This window comes from Serratia montpellierensis (genome assembly GCF_020858655.1).
Lineage (GTDB): Bacteria > Pseudomonadota > Gammaproteobacteria > Enterobacterales > Enterobacteriaceae > Serratia > Serratia montpellierensis.
The window spans coordinates 599,681-619,291 of sequence record NZ_VOSN01000013.1 but is presented as its reverse complement, the minus strand read 5'-3'; the positions used below and the strand labels follow the sequence as shown (position 1 = coordinate 619,291).

15 protein-coding genes are annotated in these 19,611 nt (G+C 59.5%); 12 read left to right on the top strand and 3 right to left on the bottom strand.

Annotated features, from left to right (window positions below):
* Positions 1-11: 11 nt before the first annotated feature.
* From FUU19_RS14715 to tcyN, 6 genes are all read left to right on the top strand, one after another.
* Entirely contained in the window at positions 12-734 is a 723-nt protein-coding gene (locus tag FUU19_RS14715; protein WP_004934752.1) for an RNA polymerase sigma factor FliA, read from the top strand.
* A 55-nt stretch (positions 735-789) separates the two neighbouring features.
* Positions 790-1,299, top strand: a complete 510-nt coding sequence (gene fliZ, locus FUU19_RS14710; protein ID WP_025303240.1) for a flagella biosynthesis regulatory protein FliZ — start codon at positions 790-792, stop codon at positions 1,297-1,299.
* A gap of 125 nt (positions 1,300-1,424) precedes the next feature.
* The gene (locus FUU19_RS14705) at positions 1,425-2,417 is read left to right on the top strand and encodes a D-cysteine desulfhydrase (RefSeq protein WP_141959513.1); all 993 of its coding nucleotides are present in this window, start codon (positions 1,425-1,427) and stop codon (positions 2,415-2,417) included.
* A gap of 115 nt (positions 2,418-2,532) precedes the next feature.
* Entirely contained in the window at positions 2,533-3,333 is an 801-nt protein-coding gene (gene tcyJ, locus FUU19_RS14700) for a cystine ABC transporter substrate-binding protein (RefSeq protein ID WP_141968197.1), read from the top strand.
* The gene (gene tcyL, locus FUU19_RS14695; protein WP_025303237.1) at positions 3,333-3,995 is read left to right on the top strand and encodes a cystine ABC transporter permease; all 663 of its coding nucleotides are present in this window, start codon (positions 3,333-3,335) and stop codon (positions 3,993-3,995) included. The genes tcyJ and tcyL overlap by 1 nt, the downstream gene beginning before the upstream one ends.
* A 3-nt stretch (positions 3,996-3,998) precedes the next feature.
* Complete coding sequence (gene tcyN / locus FUU19_RS14690) at positions 3,999-4,751, top strand: L-cystine ABC transporter ATP-binding protein TcyN (protein WP_089195983.1); 753 nt, start codon at positions 3,999-4,001, stop codon at positions 4,749-4,751.
* Positions 4,752-5,076: 325 nt separating this feature from the next.
* Here the strand turns inward: tcyN and putA are convergent, their stop codons facing one another.
* Entirely contained in the window at positions 5,077-9,048 is a 3,972-nt protein-coding gene (gene putA, locus FUU19_RS14685; protein ID WP_141968199.1) for a trifunctional transcriptional regulator/proline dehydrogenase/L-glutamate gamma-semialdehyde dehydrogenase, read from the bottom strand.
* Positions 9,049-9,619: 571 nt separating this feature from the next.
* On the opposite strand from putA, the gene putP reads away from it, so the two are divergent.
* The 6 genes from putP to lpxO all read left to right on the top strand — a co-directional run bounded on the left by putP (position 9,620) and on the right by lpxO (position 17,306).
* Positions 9,620-11,104, top strand: coding sequence for a sodium/proline symporter PutP (gene putP, locus FUU19_RS14680; protein ID WP_033634960.1), 1,485 nt, complete (start codon positions 9,620-9,622; stop codon positions 11,102-11,104).
* A gap of 245 nt (positions 11,105-11,349) precedes the next feature.
* On the top strand, positions 11,350-12,195 hold the full coding sequence (gene efeU / locus FUU19_RS14675; RefSeq protein ID WP_074025827.1) for an iron uptake transporter permease EfeU: 846 nt from the start codon (positions 11,350-11,352) through the stop codon (positions 12,193-12,195).
* Positions 12,196-12,215: 20 nt separating this feature from the next.
* On the top strand, positions 12,216-13,352 hold the full coding sequence (efeO, locus tag FUU19_RS14670; protein WP_230490852.1) for an iron uptake system protein EfeO: 1,137 nt from the start codon (positions 12,216-12,218) through the stop codon (positions 13,350-13,352).
* Positions 13,353-13,363: 11 nt separating this feature from the next.
* The gene (gene efeB / locus FUU19_RS14665; protein WP_230490853.1) at positions 13,364-14,662 is read left to right on the top strand and encodes an iron uptake transporter deferrochelatase/peroxidase subunit; all 1,299 of its coding nucleotides are present in this window, start codon (positions 13,364-13,366) and stop codon (positions 14,660-14,662) included.
* Between the two features lie 718 nt (positions 14,663-15,380).
* A complete protein-coding gene (gene phoH / locus FUU19_RS14660; protein ID WP_004934726.1) occupies positions 15,381-16,169 on the top strand; it encodes a phosphate starvation-inducible protein PhoH in 789 nt (262 codons plus the stop codon).
* A gap of 234 nt (positions 16,170-16,403) precedes the next feature.
* Positions 16,404-17,306, top strand: a complete 903-nt coding sequence (gene lpxO / locus FUU19_RS14655; protein ID WP_025303230.1) for a lipid A hydroxylase LpxO — start codon at positions 16,404-16,406, stop codon at positions 17,304-17,306.
* A gap of 36 nt (positions 17,307-17,342) precedes the next feature.
* On the opposite strand, the gene chaA is transcribed toward lpxO, so the two are convergent.
* A complete protein-coding gene (gene chaA, locus FUU19_RS14650; RefSeq protein ID WP_060424093.1) occupies positions 17,343-18,446 on the bottom strand; it encodes a sodium-potassium/proton antiporter ChaA in 1,104 nt (367 codons plus the stop codon).
* A gap of 294 nt (positions 18,447-18,740) precedes the next feature.
* A complete protein-coding gene (locus FUU19_RS14645; protein WP_230490854.1) occupies positions 18,741-19,559 on the bottom strand; it encodes a siderophore-interacting protein in 819 nt (272 codons plus the stop codon).
* Between the last annotated feature and the right edge of the window lie 52 nt (positions 19,560-19,611).

Sequence of the window (19,611 nt, the reverse complement as noted above, 5' to 3'; positions counted from 1 at the left end):
TTTAAGACATAGTGAGCGATCTGTATACCGCCGAAGGCGTGATGGACAAAAATTCTCTCTGGCTGCGCTACGTGCCGTTAGTGCGCCACGAGGCGTTGCGCCTGCAGGTTAGGCTGCCCGCCAGCGTGGAGCTTGACGACTTGCTGCAGGCCGGGGGAATCGGGCTATTGAACGCCGTTGAGCGTTATGACGCCCTACAAGGAACCGCCTTTACCACCTATGCGGTGCAGCGCATTCGCGGCGCGATGCTCGACGAGCTGCGCAGCCGCGACTGGGTGCCGCGCAGCGTGCGGCGCCATGCGCGCGAGGTCGCGCAGGTGATGCGGCAACTGGAACAGCGTTACGGCCGCCCGGCGAGCGAGACGGAAGTGGCGCAGACGCTGAATATCTCGCTGGATGAGTACCGTCAAATTCTGTTGGACACCAATAACAGCCAGCTTTTCTCCTACGACGAATGGCGCGAGGAGCATGGCGAGAACGCGGAACCGATGCTGGAAGGGCATGAAGAGGCCAACCCGCTGCATCACCTGTTGGAAGGCAGCCTGCGCCAACGAGTGATCGACGCCATCGAGGCGTTGCCGGAGCGCGAAAAAATGGTGCTGACGCTGTATTACCAGGAAGAGTTGAATCTCAAAGAGATCGGCGCCGTGCTGGACGTCGGGGAGTCCCGAGTCAGCCAACTGCACAGTCAGGCGATCAAACGGCTGCGTGCGCGGCTGGCGAACGATACCTGACGGCGACCCGCCGCCCCTCAACTCGATGACTCATGCGACAATCGGACTGCCCTTTATGCCAGGAATACTGTTGAAGAAACGGCCGCTTAGCCGTTACCTGAAAGACTACAAGCACAGCCAGACCCATTGCTCCCAGTGCGGCAAACTGTTGGACCGCATGGCGCTGGTGTTTCGCGGCAAGATTATCAATAAAGAAGCCATCGCGCGCATGGATCAGCCGATCGACGATGCGGTCTGGCAAAACGTGCAGCACGAGCTGACCGCGCTGTGCCGCTTTTGCAGCGAGATCTCCTGCAACAGCCACCCGAGCTATTTCGACATCATGGCGTTCAAGCAGTATCTGTTCGAACAGACCGAGATGAGCCACAGCACCATCCGCGAGTATGTGGTGCGGCTGCGCCGGCTGGACGAAATGCTGGTGGCGCGCAACTATCCGGCGGATAAATTCGCCAGCAGCGCCAGCCATCAGCGCATCATCGACGATCTGCCTACCGCGGCGCACAACAACTACCGCATTGCGCTGCGCAAATACGATCAGTATCTCGCCTGGCAGCGCAGCTACTGAGACTTTTCCCCGGCCGTTGGGCCGGGGCCTGCTGTTTCCCCCGTGATAAAGGATGATTATTCAGTTCACATCTGCTAAATCTATCGGTTATCAGATGTTGATATTCGATTCCCTGGGGGGAAGTAGTGAACCTGCAACAACAACTGGCGCAATTTCCGCGTCTGGATCTGGTTGGCACCGCCACACCGCTCGAAAAGCTGTCCCGTCTCTCCGATTACCTCGGCCGCGAAATCTACCTCAAACGTGACGATGTCACTCCAATGGCCATGGGTGGCAACAAGCTGAGAAAGCTCGAGTTTCTGGCCGCCGACGCACTGCGACAAGGCGCCGATACGCTGGTCACCGCCGGCGCCATTCAATCCAACCACGTGCGCCAGACGGCGGCGGTGGCGGCGAAACTCGGCCTGCACTGCGTCGCGCTGCTGGAAAACCCTATCGACACCCGCGCGGAAAACTACCTGACCAACGGCAACCGCCTGTTGCTCGGCCTGTTCAACGCCGAGGTGGTGATGTGCGAAGCGCTGCACGATCCGCAGCAACAGCTGGCGGAACTGGCGACGCGCCTTGAGGCGCAGGGGTTCCGGCCTTACGTGGTGCCGGTGGGCGGCTCCAATGCGCTGGGCGCGCTGGGATACGTGCAGTGCGCATTGGAAATCGCCGAACAGAGCCAACGCAGCAACGTGGCGTTCAGTTCGGTGGTGGTGGCGTCCGGCAGCGCCGGCACCCACGCCGGGCTGGCGGTAGGATTGCAGCAGCTGTTGCCGGAAACCGATCTGATCGGCGTAACGGTTTCGCGCACCGTGATCGATCAGCTGCCGAAGGTGGAGCAGATCCAGAAAGCTCTGGCCTGTTCGTTGAATATCGACGAACTGGCGCCGATCGCGCTGTGGGACGATTATTTCGCGCCGCAGTACGGCATGCCGAACGAAGAGGGGATGGCGGCGGTGCAGCTGCTGGCGCAGCAAGAGGGCGTGTTGCTGGATCCGGTATACACCGGCAAAGCGATGGCCGGTTTGATCGACGGCATCGCCCAGCGGCGCTTCCGCGATGAAGGTCCTATTCTGTTCGTTCACACCGGCGGTGCGCCGGCGCTGTTCGCCTACCATCCGCAGGTGTAAATACCGCTTGTTATTCCATTTTGAACTATATTTATAAAGTTATATTCCTTTATGCGGACGGTCGCACTGTTAAAGTGCTGATATCAAAAAAGATAAATAACACACAGGGGTGTTTATGATGTTTGCGAAAGTTCGTCGTCAATGGTTGTTGGGCGTGGTGGGTATCGCATTGGCCGCCGGTGTGACGACTCAAGCCTATGCCGCCGACAATCTGCTGCAGCAGGTGAAACAGCGTGGCACGCTGATCGTCGGGCTGGAAGGCACTTATCCGCCGTTCAGCTTCCAGGGTGAAGACGGCAAGCTGACCGGTTTTGAAGTGGATTTCGCCAACGCGCTGGCGGAACATCTGGGCGTGAAAGCCAAGCTGAACCCGACCAAGTGGGACGGCATGCTGGCGTCGTTGGACTCGAAACGTATCGACGTGGTTATCAACCAGGTCACGCTCTCCGATGAGCGCAAGAAGAAATATGACTTCTCCACCCCGTACACCGTTTCCGGTATTCAGGCGCTGGTGAAAAAAGGCAACGAAGGCACCATCACCAAGCCGGAAGACCTGAAGGGCAAGAAGGTTGGCGTGGGCCTGGGCACCAACTATGAGCAATGGCTGCGCGCGAACGTGCAGGGCGTGGACGTGCGCACCTACGACGATGACCCGACCAAGTATCAGGATCTGCGCGTTGGCCGCATCAACGCCATTCTGGTGGATCGCCTGGCGGCGCTGGATCTGGTGAAGAAAACCGGCGATACGCTGGCGGTAGCCGGCCCGGCGTTCTCTCGCCAGGAATCCGGCGTGGCGCTGCGCAAGAACAACCCAGAGCTGCTGGCAGCGATTGACCAGGCGATCGCCGAGATGCAAAAAGACGGCACGATGGCGAAGATCTCCGAGAAATGGTTTGGCGCGGACGTAACTAAATAATGCACGAAAGTATTCAACTGGCGCTGGATTCAGCGCCATTTTTATTGAAGGGCGCAATACTGACGCTTCAGCTCAGCCTGGGCGGTATGGCGTTGGGGTTGCTGCTCGGTTTTCTGCTGGCGCTGATGCGCCTTTCACCGCTTTGGCCGCTGTCGTGGCTGTCGCGTATCTACGTGTCGCTGTTCCGCGGTACGCCGTTGATCGCCCAACTGTTTATGATCTATTACGGTCTGCCGCAGTTCGGCATCGAGTTCGATCCCTTCCCGGCGGCGCTGATTGGCCTGTCGCTCAATACCGCCGCTTACACCTCGGAAACGCTGCGTGCGGCGATTTCGTCGATCGACAAAGGGCAGTGGGAAGCCGCCGCCAGCATCGGCATGACCCGTTGGCAAACCCTGCGTCGGGTGATCTTGCCGCAGGCGGCGCGCACCGCCTTGCCGCCGCTGGGCAACAGCTTTATCGGCTTGGTGAAAGACACCTCGCTGGCCGCCACCATACAGGTGCCGGAACTGTTCCGCCAGGCGCAGCTGATCACCTCGCGCACGCTGGAAGTGTTCACCATGTACCTGGCGGCATCGCTGATTTATTGGGTGATGGCAACCCTGCTTTCCGCGCTGCAAAACCGTCTGGAAGCCCACGTTAATCGCCAGGATCAGGAGTAGCGCATGAGTGCCATTGAAGTTAAGCAATTGACCAAGCAGTTCAAGGGTCAGACGGTGCTGCATGGGATCGATCTGGCGGTGGACGCCGGCGAAGTGGTGGCGATCATCGGGCCGAGCGGTTCGGGGAAAACCACCTTGTTGCGCTGCATTAACCTGCTGGAGGAGCCGGATTCCGGCACCATTCGCGTCGGCGATATCCTGATCGACGGCAGCAAGCCGCTGAGCAAACAGAAAAATCAGGTGCGGGCGCTGCGTCAGCAGGTCGGTTTCGTGTTCCAGAACTTCAACCTGTTCCCGCACCGTTCGGTGCTGGAAAACATCATCGAAGGGCCGGTTATCGTTAAAGGCGAGGCGAAAGCCAGCGCGGAACAGCGCGCCCGCGCGTTGCTGGCCAAGGTGGGCCTGAGCGGCAAAGAGCAGGCTTATCCACGTCGACTGTCCGGCGGGCAGCAGCAGCGGGTGGCTATCGCGCGCGCGCTGGCAATGCAGCCGGAGGTGATTTTGTTCGATGAGCCGACGTCGGCGCTCGATCCCGAGCTGGTGGGGGAAGTGCTCAATACCATGCGCTCACTGGCGGAAGAGAAACGCACCATGGTGATCGTCACCCATGAGATGAGCTTCGCCCGCGACGTGGCCGACCGGGTTATCTTTATGGATCACGGCCGCATCGTTGAACAGGGCCCGGCCAAAGCGCTGTTCGCCAATCCGCAGCATCAGCGCACCCAGCAATTCCTCGACAAGTTCCGGAATCAATAAGGCGTCGGGGGCGTTTCCCCCGACCGCATTCACTCCGCTTTCAACCATTCGTTTCGCGCGGCGGCGGCGAGAAATCCGCTACGACTGCCGTATTCCGAATATTGCCGATCCCGAAAGTCAATGCGTCTCGTAGCGCTCTGACGCGGCTTTCAAACAGAATAATCCGTCTATGTTGTTATCGTCCAAGAGCGACGCCCCACCCTGTAAGGATAATAAGGCGCTAACGGCTGATCGGCCTGCGGACAATAAAAAACCCTGCACGAGTGCAGGGTTTGTGTAGCGGTGAGCAAATCAGGCGGCCATGCATGGCCGCCTTGACGATGCGTTAACCGATGGTCATCAGGCTGGCATTACCGCCGGCGGCGGCGGTGTTGACGCTCAGCGAACGCTCGATCAGCAGGCGTTCCAACAGGATATTGGTTTCACCGTGGGCGAAGCCCTGCACCGAGACGATGGCGCCGCCGCGCTGCGCGATCTGCTCGCACAGGATGCGCAGCTGGTCGGCGTCGCCGTGGTAGATGGCGGCGTCGAACTCGACCTTATCCTGCTGCCAGTCTTTGCTGAAGGCGATGCGCGCCTGCACATCGTTCGGCAGGCGGCGGAACAGATTGCGCTGCAGTTCCGCTTCCGGCCACAGCACGCAGCTGCCAACCGCCAGCACGGCGGCCAGCTGGGTCAGCGCGTCGGTTTCGTTATCCGCCAGGCACAGCACGCGTTCACGCGGCAACAGGGCATAGGTATTGCGCTCGCCGGTTGGGCCCGGCAGCGGGCGTACGGTGCCGCCCTGGCCCAGTTCCGCATAGCGCTGCGCCAATGCCGCCAGTTCGCCGTGTTGGCTGGTGACCGCCCATTTCTCCAGCGATTGCAGCGCGCCTAACAGCTGCGGCCGCGCGGTGGCTTCCATCGGGCGCTCGTCGTCCTGACGGTGCAGCGTACGCTGCAGCGCGTCGTCCGGACGGTTGGCCAGCAGACGGTACAGATACAGCGGACCGCCGGCTTTCGGGCCGGTGCCCGACAGGCCTTCGCCGCCGAACGGCTGCACGCCGACCACCGCGCCGACCATGTTACGGTTGACGTACAGGTTGCCGACCTTGGCGCGTTCGGTCACCCGGGCGATGGTTTCATCGATACGGGTGTGAATGCCCAGCGTCAGGCCATAACCGGCGGCGTTGATCTGATCGACCAGCGCGTCCAGATTGTTGCGCTGGAAGCGCACCACGTGCAGCACCGGGCCGAAGATCTCTTTTTGCAGCTCGTCGAAGCTGTCGAGTTCGATCAGCGTCGGTTTGATGAAGGTGCCGCGCGCCCACTCTTTCTCATCTTGCACGCTGCCTTTGGCAGCCTGGTAGACCTTGCGGCCTTTAGCGCGCATCGCCTGGATGTGGCGTTCGATGCCGGTTTTGGCTTCGGCGTCGATCACCGGGCCCACGTCGGTAGACAGACGCTCCGGGTTGCCCATGCGGCACTCGGCCATCGCGCCGCGCAGCATTTGCAGCGTGTGCTCGGCCACGTCTTCCTGAATGCACAGGATACGCAGCGCGGAGCAGCGCTGGCCGGCGCTGTCGAAGGCGGAGGCTACCACGTCGGTCACTACCTGTTCGGTTAGGGCTGAAGAGTCGACGATCATGGCGTTCAGGCCGCCGGTTTCGGCGATCAGCGGCGTCGGGCGGCCTTGCGGATCCAGACGGCCGGCGATGCTGCGCTGCAGAATGCCGGCGACGTCGGTGGAACCGGTAAACATCACGCCGCGGACGCGGGCATCGTTAACCAGCGTCGAGCCGACGGTTTCACCCTGGCCAGGCAGCAGCTGCAGTACGCCTTGCGGAATACCGGCTTCCAGCAGGATACGCACCGCCTGCGCGGCGACCAGCGGCGTTTGCTCGGCCGGTTTGGCCAGCACGCTGTTGCCCGCCGCCAGCGCAGCGGCGATTTGGCCGGTGAAGATCGCCAGCGGGAAGTTCCACGGGCTGATACAGACCACCGGGCCCAGCGGGCGGTGGCTGTCGTTGGCGAAGTCGTCGCGCACCTGGCCGGCGTAGTAGTGCAGGAAATCGACCGCTTCACGCACTTCGGCGATGGCGTTGTTGAAGGTTTTACCCGCTTCGCGCACCAGAATGCCCAGCAGGCTTTGCAGCTGGCTCTCCATCAGCTCGGCGGCGCGTTCGAGGATCGCTGCACGCTCCGTCGGCGGTGTCGCGAACCAGATTGGGCCGGCGGCTGCAGCGGCGTCGAGCGCGCGGCTGACTTCGCTTTCGGTAGCTTCACGCACGTAGCCGACCACATCGCCCGGCTCGGCAGGGTTGATTACCGGCTGTTCGACGCCCTGATCCAACTCGGCATCGATGATAGGTTCCGCGCGCCATGGATGGCTGGCGCTGGTGAGCAGGGCGCTGGACAGCGAAGCCAGACGCTGTTCGTTGGACAGATCCAGGCCGCTGGAGTTGGTACGTTTCTCACCATACAGCTCGCGCGGCAGCGGAATGCGCGGATGCGGCAGGCCAATCTGGCCTTCGCTGGCCGCCAGCGCTTCCACGGCGCTGACCGGATCGGCCACCAGCTCGTCGAGCGGCAGGGTGGCATCGGCGATGCGGTTGACGAACGAGGTGTTGGCGCCGTTTTCCAGCAGGCGGCGCACCAGGTAAGCCAGCAGCGTTTCATGGGTGCCGACCGGTGCATAGATGCGGCAAGGACGGTTCAGTTTGCCGTCGGCCACTTTACCCACCACCTGTTCGTACAGCGGCTCACCCATGCCGTGCAGGCACTGGAACTCATACTGGCCAGGGTAGTAGTTGTTGCCGGCCAGGTGATAGATGGCGCTCAGGGTATGGGCGTTGTGGGTCGCGAACTGCGGGTAGATCAGGTTCGGCACCGACAGCAGCTTGCGGGCGCAGGCCAGGTAGGAAACGTCGGTATAGACCTTGCGGGTGTAGACCGGATAGCCTTCCAGGCCGTCCATCTGGGCGCGTTTGATTTCGCTGTCCCAGTAAGCGCCCTTCACCAGACGGATCATCAGGCGACGGCGGCTGCGTTGCGCCATGTCGATCACCGCATCGATGGCGAACGGACAGCGTTTTTGGTAAGCCTGGATCACGAAGCCGATGCCGTTCCAGCCGGCCAACTGCGGCTCGAAGCACAGCTTCTCCAGCAGATCGAGCGAGATCTCCAGACGGTCGGCCTCTTCGGCGTCGATGTTGATGCCGATATCGTACTGGCGTGCCTGCAGGGTCAGCGACAGCAGGCGCGGGTAGAGTTCTTCCATGACGCGTTCGTACTGCGCGCGGCTGTAGCGCGGGTGCAGGGCGGACAGTTTGATGGAGATGCCGGGGCCTTCATAGATACCGCGGCCGTTGGAGGCTTTGCCGATGGCATGAATTGCCTGCTGGTAGGAAACCAGGTAGGCCTGCGCGTCGGCTTCGGTCAGGGCGGCTTCGCCCAGCATGTCGTAGGAGTAGCGGAATCCTTTTTCTTCGAGCTTGCGCGCGTTGGCCAGCGCCTCGGCGATGGTTTCGCCGGTCACGAACTGTTCGCCCATCAGGCGCATCGCCATGTCCACGCCTTTGCGGATCAGCGGCTCGCCGCTCTTGCCGATAATGCGGTTCAGCGAACGGGACAGATTGGCTTCGTTATGCGTGGACACCAGCTTGCCGGTGAACAGCAGGCCCCAGGTGGCGGCGTTGACGAACAGCGACGGGCTGCGCCCCAGGTGCGAGTGCCAGTTGCCGTTGCTGATCTTGTCGCGGATCAGGGCATCGCGGGTCGGTTTGTCCGGAATACGCAACAGCGCTTCCGCCAGGCACATCAGCGCCACGCCTTCCTGCGAGGAGAGGGAGAACTCTTGCAGCAGGCCTTGCACCATGCCGGCGCGGCCGTTTGCACTTTTTTGGTTACGCAACTTCTCGGCGATGCCGTAGGCCATTTTGTGAGTAGCCTGAGCAAGATCGGCGGGTAATCGCGCCTGTTCGAGCAACATCGGCACCGCTTCGGTCTCCGGGCGACGATAGGCGGCGGTGATGGCGGCGCGGGTGACCGACTGCGGCAGAATTTGTTCGGCGAAATCGAGGAATGGCTGGTGTGACTCTTCCTGCGCTTGCGGCATAATGTCGTCCGCTTCAGGCTGGCCCGCAGCGGCCAGCGCTGGAATTTCAGGAATATCGGAACCGCTCTCGAGACGCTCGAGGTAATTAAAGATGGCCTGCTTGATGAGCCAGTGCGGCGTGCGATCGATGCGCTGCGCGGCGCTCTTGATCCGGTCGCGTGTTGCCTCGTCGAGTTTCACGCCCATTGTGGTAGTGCCCATGCCTATCCAACTCCTGTGTTTAGAACCTATCCCATCAGGCTAGACAAACAGCAGGCCGGAAAGCCTGTTGGGATAGGTTCGTGTGATGTGTGGTGTCAAGAATGCAGACAATATCCTGCATGTTGCAACTTTGTGCAACCTTGTTAAATCAGGCTGATGAGCGAAGTGTGAGTTTCATCGATTTTTTAACATGGGCAGTTGGCACGAATGTTGCGTTATTGAGCGAATGCGGCGGGGTTTATGATGCCGCAAACGTTTTACCTTGCGGTATATAAGGGTAATAACCAGGTGCAACTCATTTTGCTTGTCGTGAGTGCAACCTTTGTGCCCGGTAAATGTGACGCAGGGTAAACTTTGTGTAACTTTGTTGTTAAATATCTTGTTGGTTGATGAAAGGCTCATCTAGGATAACCGACGGTCAACAATTACGGGCAGAAACTATTTTACCTGCACTTGCTCGCAGGCAGCGCCACGTTCCGGCGCGGCGGCCAGTGAAATGCATTGCGCGTGGGTTTACCGGCGCCGGCTTGGCCGGAGCGAAACGCGAATAATAATGAAAGTGGAGAATTAAATGACAATGAGCACACCTATGCTGGTGACCTTCCTGGTGTACATTTTCGGGATGGTGCTGATCGGCCTGCTTGCCTACCGGGCAACCAACAACTTTGATGACTATATTCTCGGCGGCCGCAGTTTGGGCAGCGTGGTGACCGCGCTGTCCGCCGGCGCTTCCGACATGAGCGGCTGGTTGCTGATGGGCCTGCCGGGCGCCATCTTCCTCTCCGGCATCTCCGAAAGCTGGATCGCTATCGGCCTGACCATCGGCGCTTACCTGAACTGGAAGCTGGTGGCAGGAAGGCTGCGCGTGCATACCGAAGCCAACAACAACGCCCTGACGCTGCCGGATTATTTCACCAGCCGCTTTGAAGACAACAGCAAGCTGCTGCGCGTGATCTCGGCCATCGTTATCCTGGTGTTCTTCACCATTTACTGCGCCTCCGGCATCGTAGCCGGCGCGCGCCTGTTCGAAAGCACCTTCGGCATGAGCTACGAAACCGCCCTGTGGGCCGGCGCCGCAGCGACCATCCTCTACACCTTTATCGGCGGTTTCCTGGCGGTGAGCTGGACCGACACCGTGCAGGCCAGCCTGATGATTTTCGCGCTGATCCTGACGCCGGTGATCGTGATCTTCGCCGTCGGCGGCATCGATACCTCGATGCTGGTGATCCAGGCGCAGAACCCGGCCAACCTCGACATGCTGAAGGGGCTGAACTTCGTCGCCATCCTGTCGCTGCTGGGGTGGGGCCTGGGCTACTTCGGCCAGCCGCACATCCTGGCGCGTTTCATGGCGGCGGATTCTCACCGCACCATCCGCAGCGCGCGTCGCATCAGCATGACCTGGATGATCCTGTGCTTGGCCGGCACCATCGCCGTCGGTTTCTTCGGCATTGCTTACTTCGCTAACAACCCGGATCAAGCCGGTAACGTGTCGCAGAACGGCGAACGCGTGTTCATCGAACTGGCGATGCTGCTGTTTAACCCATGGGTAGCGGGCGTGCTGCTGTCGGCGATTCTGGCGGCGGTCATGAGTACCCTGAGCTGCCAGCTGCTGGTGTGCTCCAGCGCGATCACCGAAGACCTGTACAAGGCGTTCCTGCGTAAAGGTGCCAGCCAGCGCGAGCTGGTGTGGGTCGGCCGCGTCATGGTGCTGGTGGTGGCGTTGATCGCCATCGCGCTGGCGGCCAACCCGGAGAACCGCGTGCTGGGGCTGGTGAGCTACGCCTGGGCCGGTTTTGGCGCCGCCTTCGGCCCGGTTGTGCTGATTTCGGTGATGTGGTCGCGCATGACCCGCAACGGCGCGCTGGCCGGCATGCTGGTCGGTGCAGTGACGGTGATCGTCTGGAAACAATACGAATGGCTGGGCCTGTATGAAATCATCCCGGGCTTCATCCTGGGCTGCCTCGCCATCGTGGTGGTGAGCCTGATGGGCCGCCAGCCTTCCGCCACCATGACCGAGCGTTTCGATCAGGCGGAAGCCGAGTACAAAACGGTGTAACGCCGTTCGATGTCAGTCGGTAAGGGGCGCGCAGAGCGCCCCTTTTTTTTGCCTGCCGATCGCCGTCATCCGGCTGTAACACCTGGCGACATTTGATTAGAAAAAATCACGCTTGCGCCTCTTGTATTTCTTCTTGGCAGAATGATAATCACTCTCGTTGGTTTTTACGTTTCTTTACAGAGTTGCCGCCGCTCATTTCGAGTCAGTTTTCTCTGCCGCTGCGGTCTTTTCAGGGGTGATTATTTATGTTCGTTCCCTTTCTTATCATGTTCCGCGAGGGGCTGGAGGCTGCGCTGATCGTCAGCCTGATCGCCAGCTACCTGAAACGCACGCAGCGCAGCCAATGGCTGGGCGCGGTGTGGATCGGCGTGATTGTCGCCGCGGCGCTGTGCCTGGCGCTCGGCATCTTCATCAATGAAACCACCGGCGAGTTCCCGCAGAAACAGCAGGAGCTGTTCGAGGGCATCGTGGCGGTGGTGGCGGTGCTGATCCTCACCTATATGGTGTTCTGGATGCGTAAGGTGTCCAAGTCGGTCAAGGTGCATCTGGAAGGGGCGATCGATCAGGCGCTCAACGCCGGTAAAGGGCAGGGGTGGGCGCTGGTGGCGATGGTGTTCTTCGCCGTGGCGCGCGAAGGGCTGGAGTCGGTGTTCTTCCTGCTGGCGGCGTTCCAGCAAGACGTGGGCGCCGCAGCGCCGATCGGCGCGGTGCTCGGCCTGGTGGCCGCCATCGTGCTGGGCATGATGATTTATTGGGGTGGGGTGAAGCTGCACCTGGCCAAGTTTTTCAAATGGACCAGCCTGTTCATTCTATTCGTCGCCGCCGGCCTGGCCGCCGGAGCGATCCGCGCCTTCCACGAGGCCGGCCTGTGGAACCACTTCCAGGCTATCGCCTTCGATTTCAGCAGCACCCTGTCGACCCATTCGCTGTTCGGCACCCTGCTGGAAGGCATCCTCGGGTACCAGGAAGCGCCGACGGTCAGCGAAGTGGCGGTCTACTTCTTGTATCTGATCCCGGCGCTGATTTTCTTTTTCCTGCCGCAGCGCGCGGAGCCGGCAGCGGCCCCGGCGCAACGTAAAATCAATCATTAATGTTTAATAGGGAATCTCGTATGTCTACTCCGTTATTACGCCGCAAGGCGTTGCACGCAGCATTACTGGCTATCCCGGCGTTTGCGCTGAGCATCGACGCGTTGGCGGCGGACGTGCCGCAGGTCAAGGTTACGGTTAACGACAAGCAGTGCGAACCGATGCAGCTGACGGTGCCGGCAGGCAAAACGCAGTTTGTGGTGCATAACACCAGCCAGAAAAACGTCGAATGGGAAATCCTGAAAGGGGTGATGGTGGTGGAAGAGCGCGAGAACATCGCGCCGGGCTTCACCCAGAAAATGACCGCCACGCTGGAAGCGGGCGAATACGACATGACCTGTGGGCTGCTCAGCAACCCGAAAGGCAAACTGACCGTCACCGCGGCAAGCAATGGCGCCACCGACGGTAAACCGAACGCGCTGGACTTGGTTGGCCCGATCGCCGAATACAAAGTCTACGTCATCAAAGAAGTCGATGGGCTGGTGAAACAGACCAAGCTGTTCACCGACGCGGTGAAGGCCGGCAACGTGGAGCAAGCGCGCAAGCTGTACGCGCCGACCCGCCAGCATTATGAACGCATCGAGCCGATCGCCGAGCTGTTCTCCGATCTGGATGGCAGCATCGACGCCCGTGAAGACGACTACGAGAAGAAATCGGCGGATCCGAACTTCACCGGTTTCCACCGTCTGGAGAAGGCGCTGTTTGCCGACAACTCCACCAAAGACATGGGCGCCTACGCCGATCGCCTGTACCACGACACCGTAGAGCTGCAAAAGCGCGTGAGTGAACTGACCTTCCCGCCGAGCAAGGTGGTGGGCGGCGCAGCCGGGCTGATCGAAGAAGTGGCGGCCAGCAAGATCAGCGGTGAAGAAGACCGCTACAGCCGCACCGACCTGTGGGATTTCCAGGCCAACGTCGACGGCGCGCAGAAGATAGTCAACCTGCTGCGCCCGCTGTTGGTCAAGGCCAACAAGCCGCTGCTGGACAAGATCGACGCCAACTTCAAAACCGTCGACACCATTTTGGCGAAGTACCAAACCAAAGAGGGCTATGAGTCCTATGAGAAGCTGACCGATGCCGATCGCAATGCGTTGAAAGGGCCGATCACCACGCTGGCGGAAGACCTTTCCCAACTGCGCGGCGTATTGGGTCTGGACTGAGGCATACGGTTATGAGCAACAAGGCAGGCCCGAATAACGGGCCTCATCCGCATTCTCAGGGGGCGGCATCGCCTTCGCGGCGCCGTTTGCTGCAGGGGCTGGGGCTAAGCGCACTGGCGCTGGGCGGCACCCGCCTGGCGCAGGCGACGGGCAACGTGGCGGAGCCGTTGGCGACGCCGCAGGATGAGCGCTGGCAGAAACAGCCGTTTTATGGCCGCCATCAGGCCGGGGTGCTGACCCCGCAACAGGCGGCGATGATGCTGGTGGCGTTCGACGTGCTGGCGACCAGCAAAGCGGATCTGGAGCGCCTGTTCCGGCTGCTGACCGATCGCATCGCGTTCCTGACCCACGGCGGCAAGGCGCCGGAGGTGGACGCCAAGCTGCCGCCGCTTGATTCGGGGATCATGGGGCCGGAGATTTACCCGGATAACCTGACCATCACCGTCTCGGTCGGCGCATCGCTGTTCGATGAACGCTTTGGCCTGCAGGCGCAAAAGCCGCTGCGGTTGCAGAAAATGACCCGCTTTCCCAACGATGCGCTGGACGCCGGGCTTTGCCACGGCGATCTGCTGCTGCAGATCTGCGCCAACACCAATGAAACGGTGATTCACGCACTGCGCGACATCATCAAGCATTCGCCGGATCTGCTCAGCGTGCGCTGGAAGCGGGAAGGATTTATCTCCGCGCATGCGGCGCGCAGCAAAGGCAAAGAGACGCCGATCAACCTGCTGGGCTTCAAAGACGGCACCGCCAACCCGAAAACCGACGACAAACCGCTGATGGATAAGGTGGTGTGGGTCGGCGACAACGTCGGCGAGCCGGCGTGGACGGCGGGCGGCAGCTACCAGGCAGCGCGCATTATTCGCTTCCGAGTGGAGTTTTGGGATCGCACGCCGCTGCAGGAACAGGAAACCATTTTCGGTCGCGAAAAGCACAGCGGCGCGCCGCTCGGCATGAAGCATGAACATGACGAGCCGGACTACGCGAACGATCCTGACGGCAAGGTGATCCCGATGGATGCGCACATTCGGCTGGCTAACCCGCGCACGCCGGAAAGCCAAAGCAACCTGATGCTGCGGCGTGGCTACAGCTATTCCCTTGGCGTTTCCAATGCCGGGCAGCTGGAAATGGGGCTGCTGTTCGTCTGCTATCAGGCCGATCTGGAAAAAGGATTCCTGACGGTGCAAAAAAGGCTCAACGGCGAAGCGCTGGAAGAATACATCAAGCCGATCGGCGGCGGGTATTTCTTCGTATTGCCGGGCGTGAAAGAGGGCGGCGACTATTTGGCCAGCGGCCTGCTCAAGGCCTGAGCGCGCAATGACGAGGCGGGATCTTCCGCCTCGTTTTACGTTGGCTTGCCTATTGTGCGGGACATTAAGCGACGGGGTTCAATTCAATCCGTCGCCTGCGAATTAAAAAATCTGAAGAGCCCGCCGACTTTTGGTTGTGCAAATTTTAATCGAGAAACTAAAGTGTCATTCGCGGTTTTTAATTGTAATTTATTGATATTTATGGGGTAAAAATTTTTATGGAATGACGTGCCGAGCGTGATATAGTGTTTTTGCGCTAACTGAAAACAAAAGATATAAAATTTTTTTACATTTTAGTAACGCGACAGGATTGAATGTCATTATACTGTAATCATCTGGCGGTAGTTTTCACACGGTGCACAGCTTGAAGCTGTAAATATCACTGCGGGGATCGCTAATGGTAAAGTCCTTGGTTGGGCTGGAAAGAAAAAATAACACATCTCCCCTGATTTCTCGTTGTAACGAGGGTTCTCTCTCCGACTCTCTTTTACCGGCAACCCCGCACTCTTATCGCTATCGAATCTCATCACTTTTTACTCCACGTTTATTGATGCAGTCCGCGTTGTCCCGTGAAGACACGGCGCTTAAGCGTTGCCGTCGATTCACCTTGTCCCTTGGCTCTTATTGGCTCGGAGGAGGCCAAAACCTAATACGTGTGTGAAACATAATCGCGCGGCCTGGCCGTTGCGGTAGGTGAAACAAACTGTAAGGTGCCACTATGGGTAGACAGAAAGCAGTGATCAAAGCACGTCGTGAAGCGAAACGCGTTATTCGTCGTGACGCTCGTAGTCATCGCCAGCTGGAAGAAGAGTCTGTGACCTCGCTGGTGCAAATGGGGGGAGTCGAGTCTATCGGCATGGCGCGAGACAAGCGCGATAGCTCACCCATCGAGGCTAGAACCGAAGCTCAGGGTCATTACTTATCAGCCATAGAGAATAAGCAGCTGATCTTCGCCACCGGCGAAGCCGGCTGTGGCAAAACATTCATCAGCGCCGCCAAGGCGGCGGAGGCGCTGATCCATAAAGAGGTGGATCGGATTATCGTTACCCGTCCTGTTTTGCAGGCGGATGAAGACCTTGGCTTCTTGCCGGGTGATATCGCCGAGAAATTCGCGCCTTATTTCCGCCCGGTGTATGACATCCTGGTGCGCCGTTTAGGCTCTTCCTTTATGCAGTACTGCCTGCGGCCGGAAATCGGCAAGGTAGAGATTGCGCCGTTCGCTTATATGCGTGGACGCACCTTCGAAAATGCGGTCGTTATCCTGGATGAAGCCCAGAACGTGACCGCCAGCCAGATGAAAATGTTCCTGACCCGCCTGGGAGAAAACGTGACGGTTATCGTTAACGGTGACGTGACCCAGTGCGACTTGCCACGCGGCGTGAAATCCGGCCTCAGCGACGCGCTGGAGCGCTTCGAAGAGGACGAGATGATCGGCGTTATCCGCTTTGAGAAACAGGACTGCGTGCGCTCCGCTTTGTGCCAGCGCACGCTCAACGCTTACAGTTAACCTATCCGCTAATAGAAAGGCCGCTTCGGCGGCCTTTTTTCTCTCCGCAATTTCCCCTCTCGTTTAGCCTTTGTGTAAATTATTGTGGTTATTTGTATAGATTTTCGTTGAGTTAGCGTTAATGATTAATGGGTTCCAGATTGGCGCGCAACTTGCGTGCGCCGCCAAAAGGACACTATCTGGGGTGTGCGCCGCGCGGCGCATTGAGTGTGAGTTCCTTGATGCGATTCAAACATGAAATATATCATTCTGATTTTGCTTATTTTATGCGTCGTCTATGTGCATTACCGCGGGCGGGTACGCTACAACGTGTGGCGACAGCTGTCTGACCATTCCACCTTTACCGCACCGCTGAACGTCTTTATGTATCTGTTTTCCCGTGTGCCGACCACGCCGTACCTGAAGCCGGAGCAGTTCCCTGAGCTGGCGGTACTGCGGGAGAATTGGGAAACCATCCGCGACGAAGGACAGAAGCTGATGGAGATCCAGCAGATCAAAGCGTCCGATCAATTCAACGACGCCGGGTTCAACTCGTTCTTCAAGACCGGCTGGAAACGCTTTTATCTGAAATGGTATGAGGACAGCCATCCTTCCGCCATGACCCTGTGCCCGCAGACCACGGAACTGCTGCGCAGCCTGCCTTCAGTCAAGGCGGCGATGTTTGCTGAACTGCCGGACGGCAGCCGCTTGCCGCGCCACCGCGACCCTTATGCCGGTTCGCTGCGTTATCACCTGGGGCTGATTACCCCCAACGATGACCGCTGCTTTATTGAGGTGGACGGCGAGCGCTACAGCTGGCGCGACGGTGAAGGCGTGATGTTCGATGAAACCTACCTGCACTACGCGGAAAATCAGAGCGGGCAAAATCGTCTGATCCTGTTCTGCGACATCGAACGGCCGATGCGCTACCGTTGGGCGCAGGCGGTGAACCACTGGCTGGGGCGCAATCTGATGAGCGCCGCCACCGCGCCGAACGAAGAGGGCGATCGCACCGGCGGCGTCAACAAGATGTTCAAATACATCTATGCGATACGCCGGGTGGGGAAACGCCTGAAGGCCTGGAACCGCACCGGTTATTACATCATCAAGTGGATTTTGTTCGGGGGGATCGCCGCGGCGATATTCTTCTCGGTATAACGAAGACAGGGGCGCACGGTGTGCGCCCCTTTTTGATCAGGCGAAGATAGTCATCATGTAGGCGGCGAACAGCGCCAGGTGGGCGGTGCCGTTCAGCACGTTGGTGCGGCCGGTCGAGAACGACAGCTGGCACAGCAGCAGCACCGTCAACATCACCACGATATGCGGCGTTTGCAGGCCAAAGATCAGCGTCTGCCCGGTCAGGGTGGCGATGATGGTGACTGCCGGTACCGTCAGGGAGATGGTCGCCAGCACCGAACCGAAGAACAGGTTCATGGCACGTTGCACCTGATTGTTCAACACGGCGCGCAGCGCGCCCAGCCCTTCAGGCGACAGGATCAACAGCGCCACCAGGAAGCCGGTGAACTGCGCCGGCGCATTCATCTTGGTCAGCAGGCCTTCCAGCGGATTGGCATTGAACTTGGTGACGGCGATAACCGCGATCAGGTGCACGACGAGCCAGGCGGCATGCCAGGCACTGCTGTGGGAAGAGGGCTTGCCGTGATGCGGGTCGCCATCGTCGTCTTCATGCTCGTACACGAACAGGCTCTGGTGGGTTTTGGTCTGGATCACCAGGAACACGCCATACATGGCGGCGGAGATCAGTGCCACCAACAGCGCTTGTCCGGTGCTGAAGTTGCCGCCCGGCAGCGCGCTCGGGAACACCAGCACGATCACCGCCAACGGGAAAATCGCCATCAGGTACTGTTTGATGCCGCCCAGGTTGACGTACTGGGTGGCGAACTTGCGCCCGCCGAGCAGCAGCGCGAAACCCACCAGGCCGGCGGAAACGATCATGATGATGGAATACAGCGTGTCGCGCATCAGCGCCGGCGCGGCGTCGCCGGTGGCCATCAGCGCCGAGATCAGGCTGACCTCGAGGATCACCACCGACAGGCTGAGGATCAGCGAGCCGTAGGGTTCACCCAACCGGTGGGCCAGCACGTCGGCATGGCGCACCACGCTGAAGGCGCTGCTGAGGATCCCCACCAGCGCGAGAATATTGATGCCGACGATCAGCGGAAAGTAAGTAGTGCTGCTCCACAGATTCAACACCACCAGCGCGGCGATGGGGAAGATCAGCGAGTATTCGGTGTGGCGAGATTTGGTGGATCGGCCAGGATCGTGTTGCGACTTCATGAGGGTGGCACTCCTTCTCAAACAGCGTAGCCCGTCAGCGCCGGTCGCCGTGATGCGGCAACTCTGCGTTTCCAGTAGGTATTTTATATTAGGATACACCCACGGCGCCGGTGTGATGTTGTTTTTATCTGAGAAAGCAATTGCTTGCTTTATGTGATCAGGGTAACAAAAAAACCGCACGGGGTGCGGTTTTATTTACTTACTTTTACGCAATAACGCCAATTTTTAACGTTAGATATGAGAAAAGTCGTGTTTACTTATTTAGCATGCGGTTAATCAAGGAAAATACAGTCGTTAGTCGTCAATATTATCCATGATTTCATGCCGTTTATTGTGGTAACCCTCTTCATTTAGCCCTTCACGCCAGTAAGGTACGGCATAAAGACGATTACGATCGCATTGACGTTCGCGGCGCAGGTAGCGGCGCAGATCTACCACCAGGCGATCTTCACCGGCGAGCCAGAAGTGGGTTTCGCCCTGCGGCAGAGACTGCGCGCGGAACCGAGCGACCAATTCGTCGGTTTTCTCCGTGCCGCCGACGATCCAATTCACCTCAACGCCGGCCGGTTTTTTCAGGTCAATCACGTCGGCAGTGCTGTCTACGCGGACGAAAGCGCGCCCGGCGCTGTGTGGCGGCAGATTCTCCAGCAGCGCGGCCAGCGCAGGCAGCGAGGAAGGATCGCCCGCCAGGCAGTAGAAATCGGCCGCCGGCAGCATCGGTTTGGGGCCGCCCGGGTTACTGATGCCGATTTTATCGCCGGCTTTTGCCTGGCGCGCAAAGTCGACTGCCGGCCCCTGGTGATCGTGAATCGCGAATTCGATGTCCACTTCCGCCTGTTCCGGGCGCACGGCGCGAATGGAATAGGTGCGCACGATTGGGCGTACGGCATCTGCGGCCCAGCGTGGGCCGTTTTCGGTCAGCGTCGGCAGGTCCGGCTGCGTTTGGCCCGCGAGCGGCAAAAAGACCTTGATGTGTGCGGCGGCGGCGTTGGCCGGGTAGTAGCGCAGATCGGGCGCGGTAAAGGTGATGCGGCGCAGGTGCGGCGTAATGTCCTGTACGGCGCTGACGGCGATCAGGTAGGGGGCGCGTGAGCGAGGGGCTTCGGTAGTCACGGGGATCTCCTTATAGTTCGTTTGGCGGTGAGTATACCATGCCGTTTGATAA

Excerpts from the sequence above, each read along its gene's own strand:
- fliZ (WP_025303240.1), top strand. The coding sequence starts at position 790 with ATGCCAGGAATACTGTTGAAGAAACGGCCGCTTAGCCGTTACCTGAAA.
- tcyJ (WP_141968197.1), top strand. The coding sequence starts at position 2,533 with ATGATGTTTGCGAAAGTTCGTCGTCAATGGTTGTTGGGCGTGGTGGGT.
- tcyL (WP_025303237.1), top strand. The coding sequence starts at position 3,333 with ATGCACGAAAGTATTCAACTGGCGCTGGATTCAGCGCCATTTTTATTG.
- tcyN (WP_089195983.1), top strand. The coding sequence starts at position 3,999 with ATGAGTGCCATTGAAGTTAAGCAATTGACCAAGCAGTTCAAGGGTCAG.
- putA (WP_141968199.1), bottom strand. The coding sequence starts at position 9,048 with ATGGGCACTACCACAATGGGCGTGAAACTCGACGAGGCAACACGCGAC.
- putP (WP_033634960.1), top strand. The coding sequence starts at position 9,620 with ATGACAATGAGCACACCTATGCTGGTGACCTTCCTGGTGTACATTTTC.
- efeU (WP_074025827.1), top strand. The coding sequence starts at position 11,350 with ATGTTCGTTCCCTTTCTTATCATGTTCCGCGAGGGGCTGGAGGCTGCG.
- efeO (WP_230490852.1), top strand. The coding sequence starts at position 12,216 with ATGTCTACTCCGTTATTACGCCGCAAGGCGTTGCACGCAGCATTACTG.
- efeB (WP_230490853.1), top strand. The coding sequence starts at position 13,364 with ATGAGCAACAAGGCAGGCCCGAATAACGGGCCTCATCCGCATTCTCAG.
- phoH (WP_004934726.1), top strand. The coding sequence starts at position 15,381 with ATGGGTAGACAGAAAGCAGTGATCAAAGCACGTCGTGAAGCGAAACGC.
- lpxO (WP_025303230.1), top strand. The coding sequence starts at position 16,404 with ATGAAATATATCATTCTGATTTTGCTTATTTTATGCGTCGTCTATGTG.
- chaA (WP_060424093.1), bottom strand. The coding sequence starts at position 18,446 with ATGAAGTCGCAACACGATCCTGGCCGATCCACCAAATCTCGCCACACC.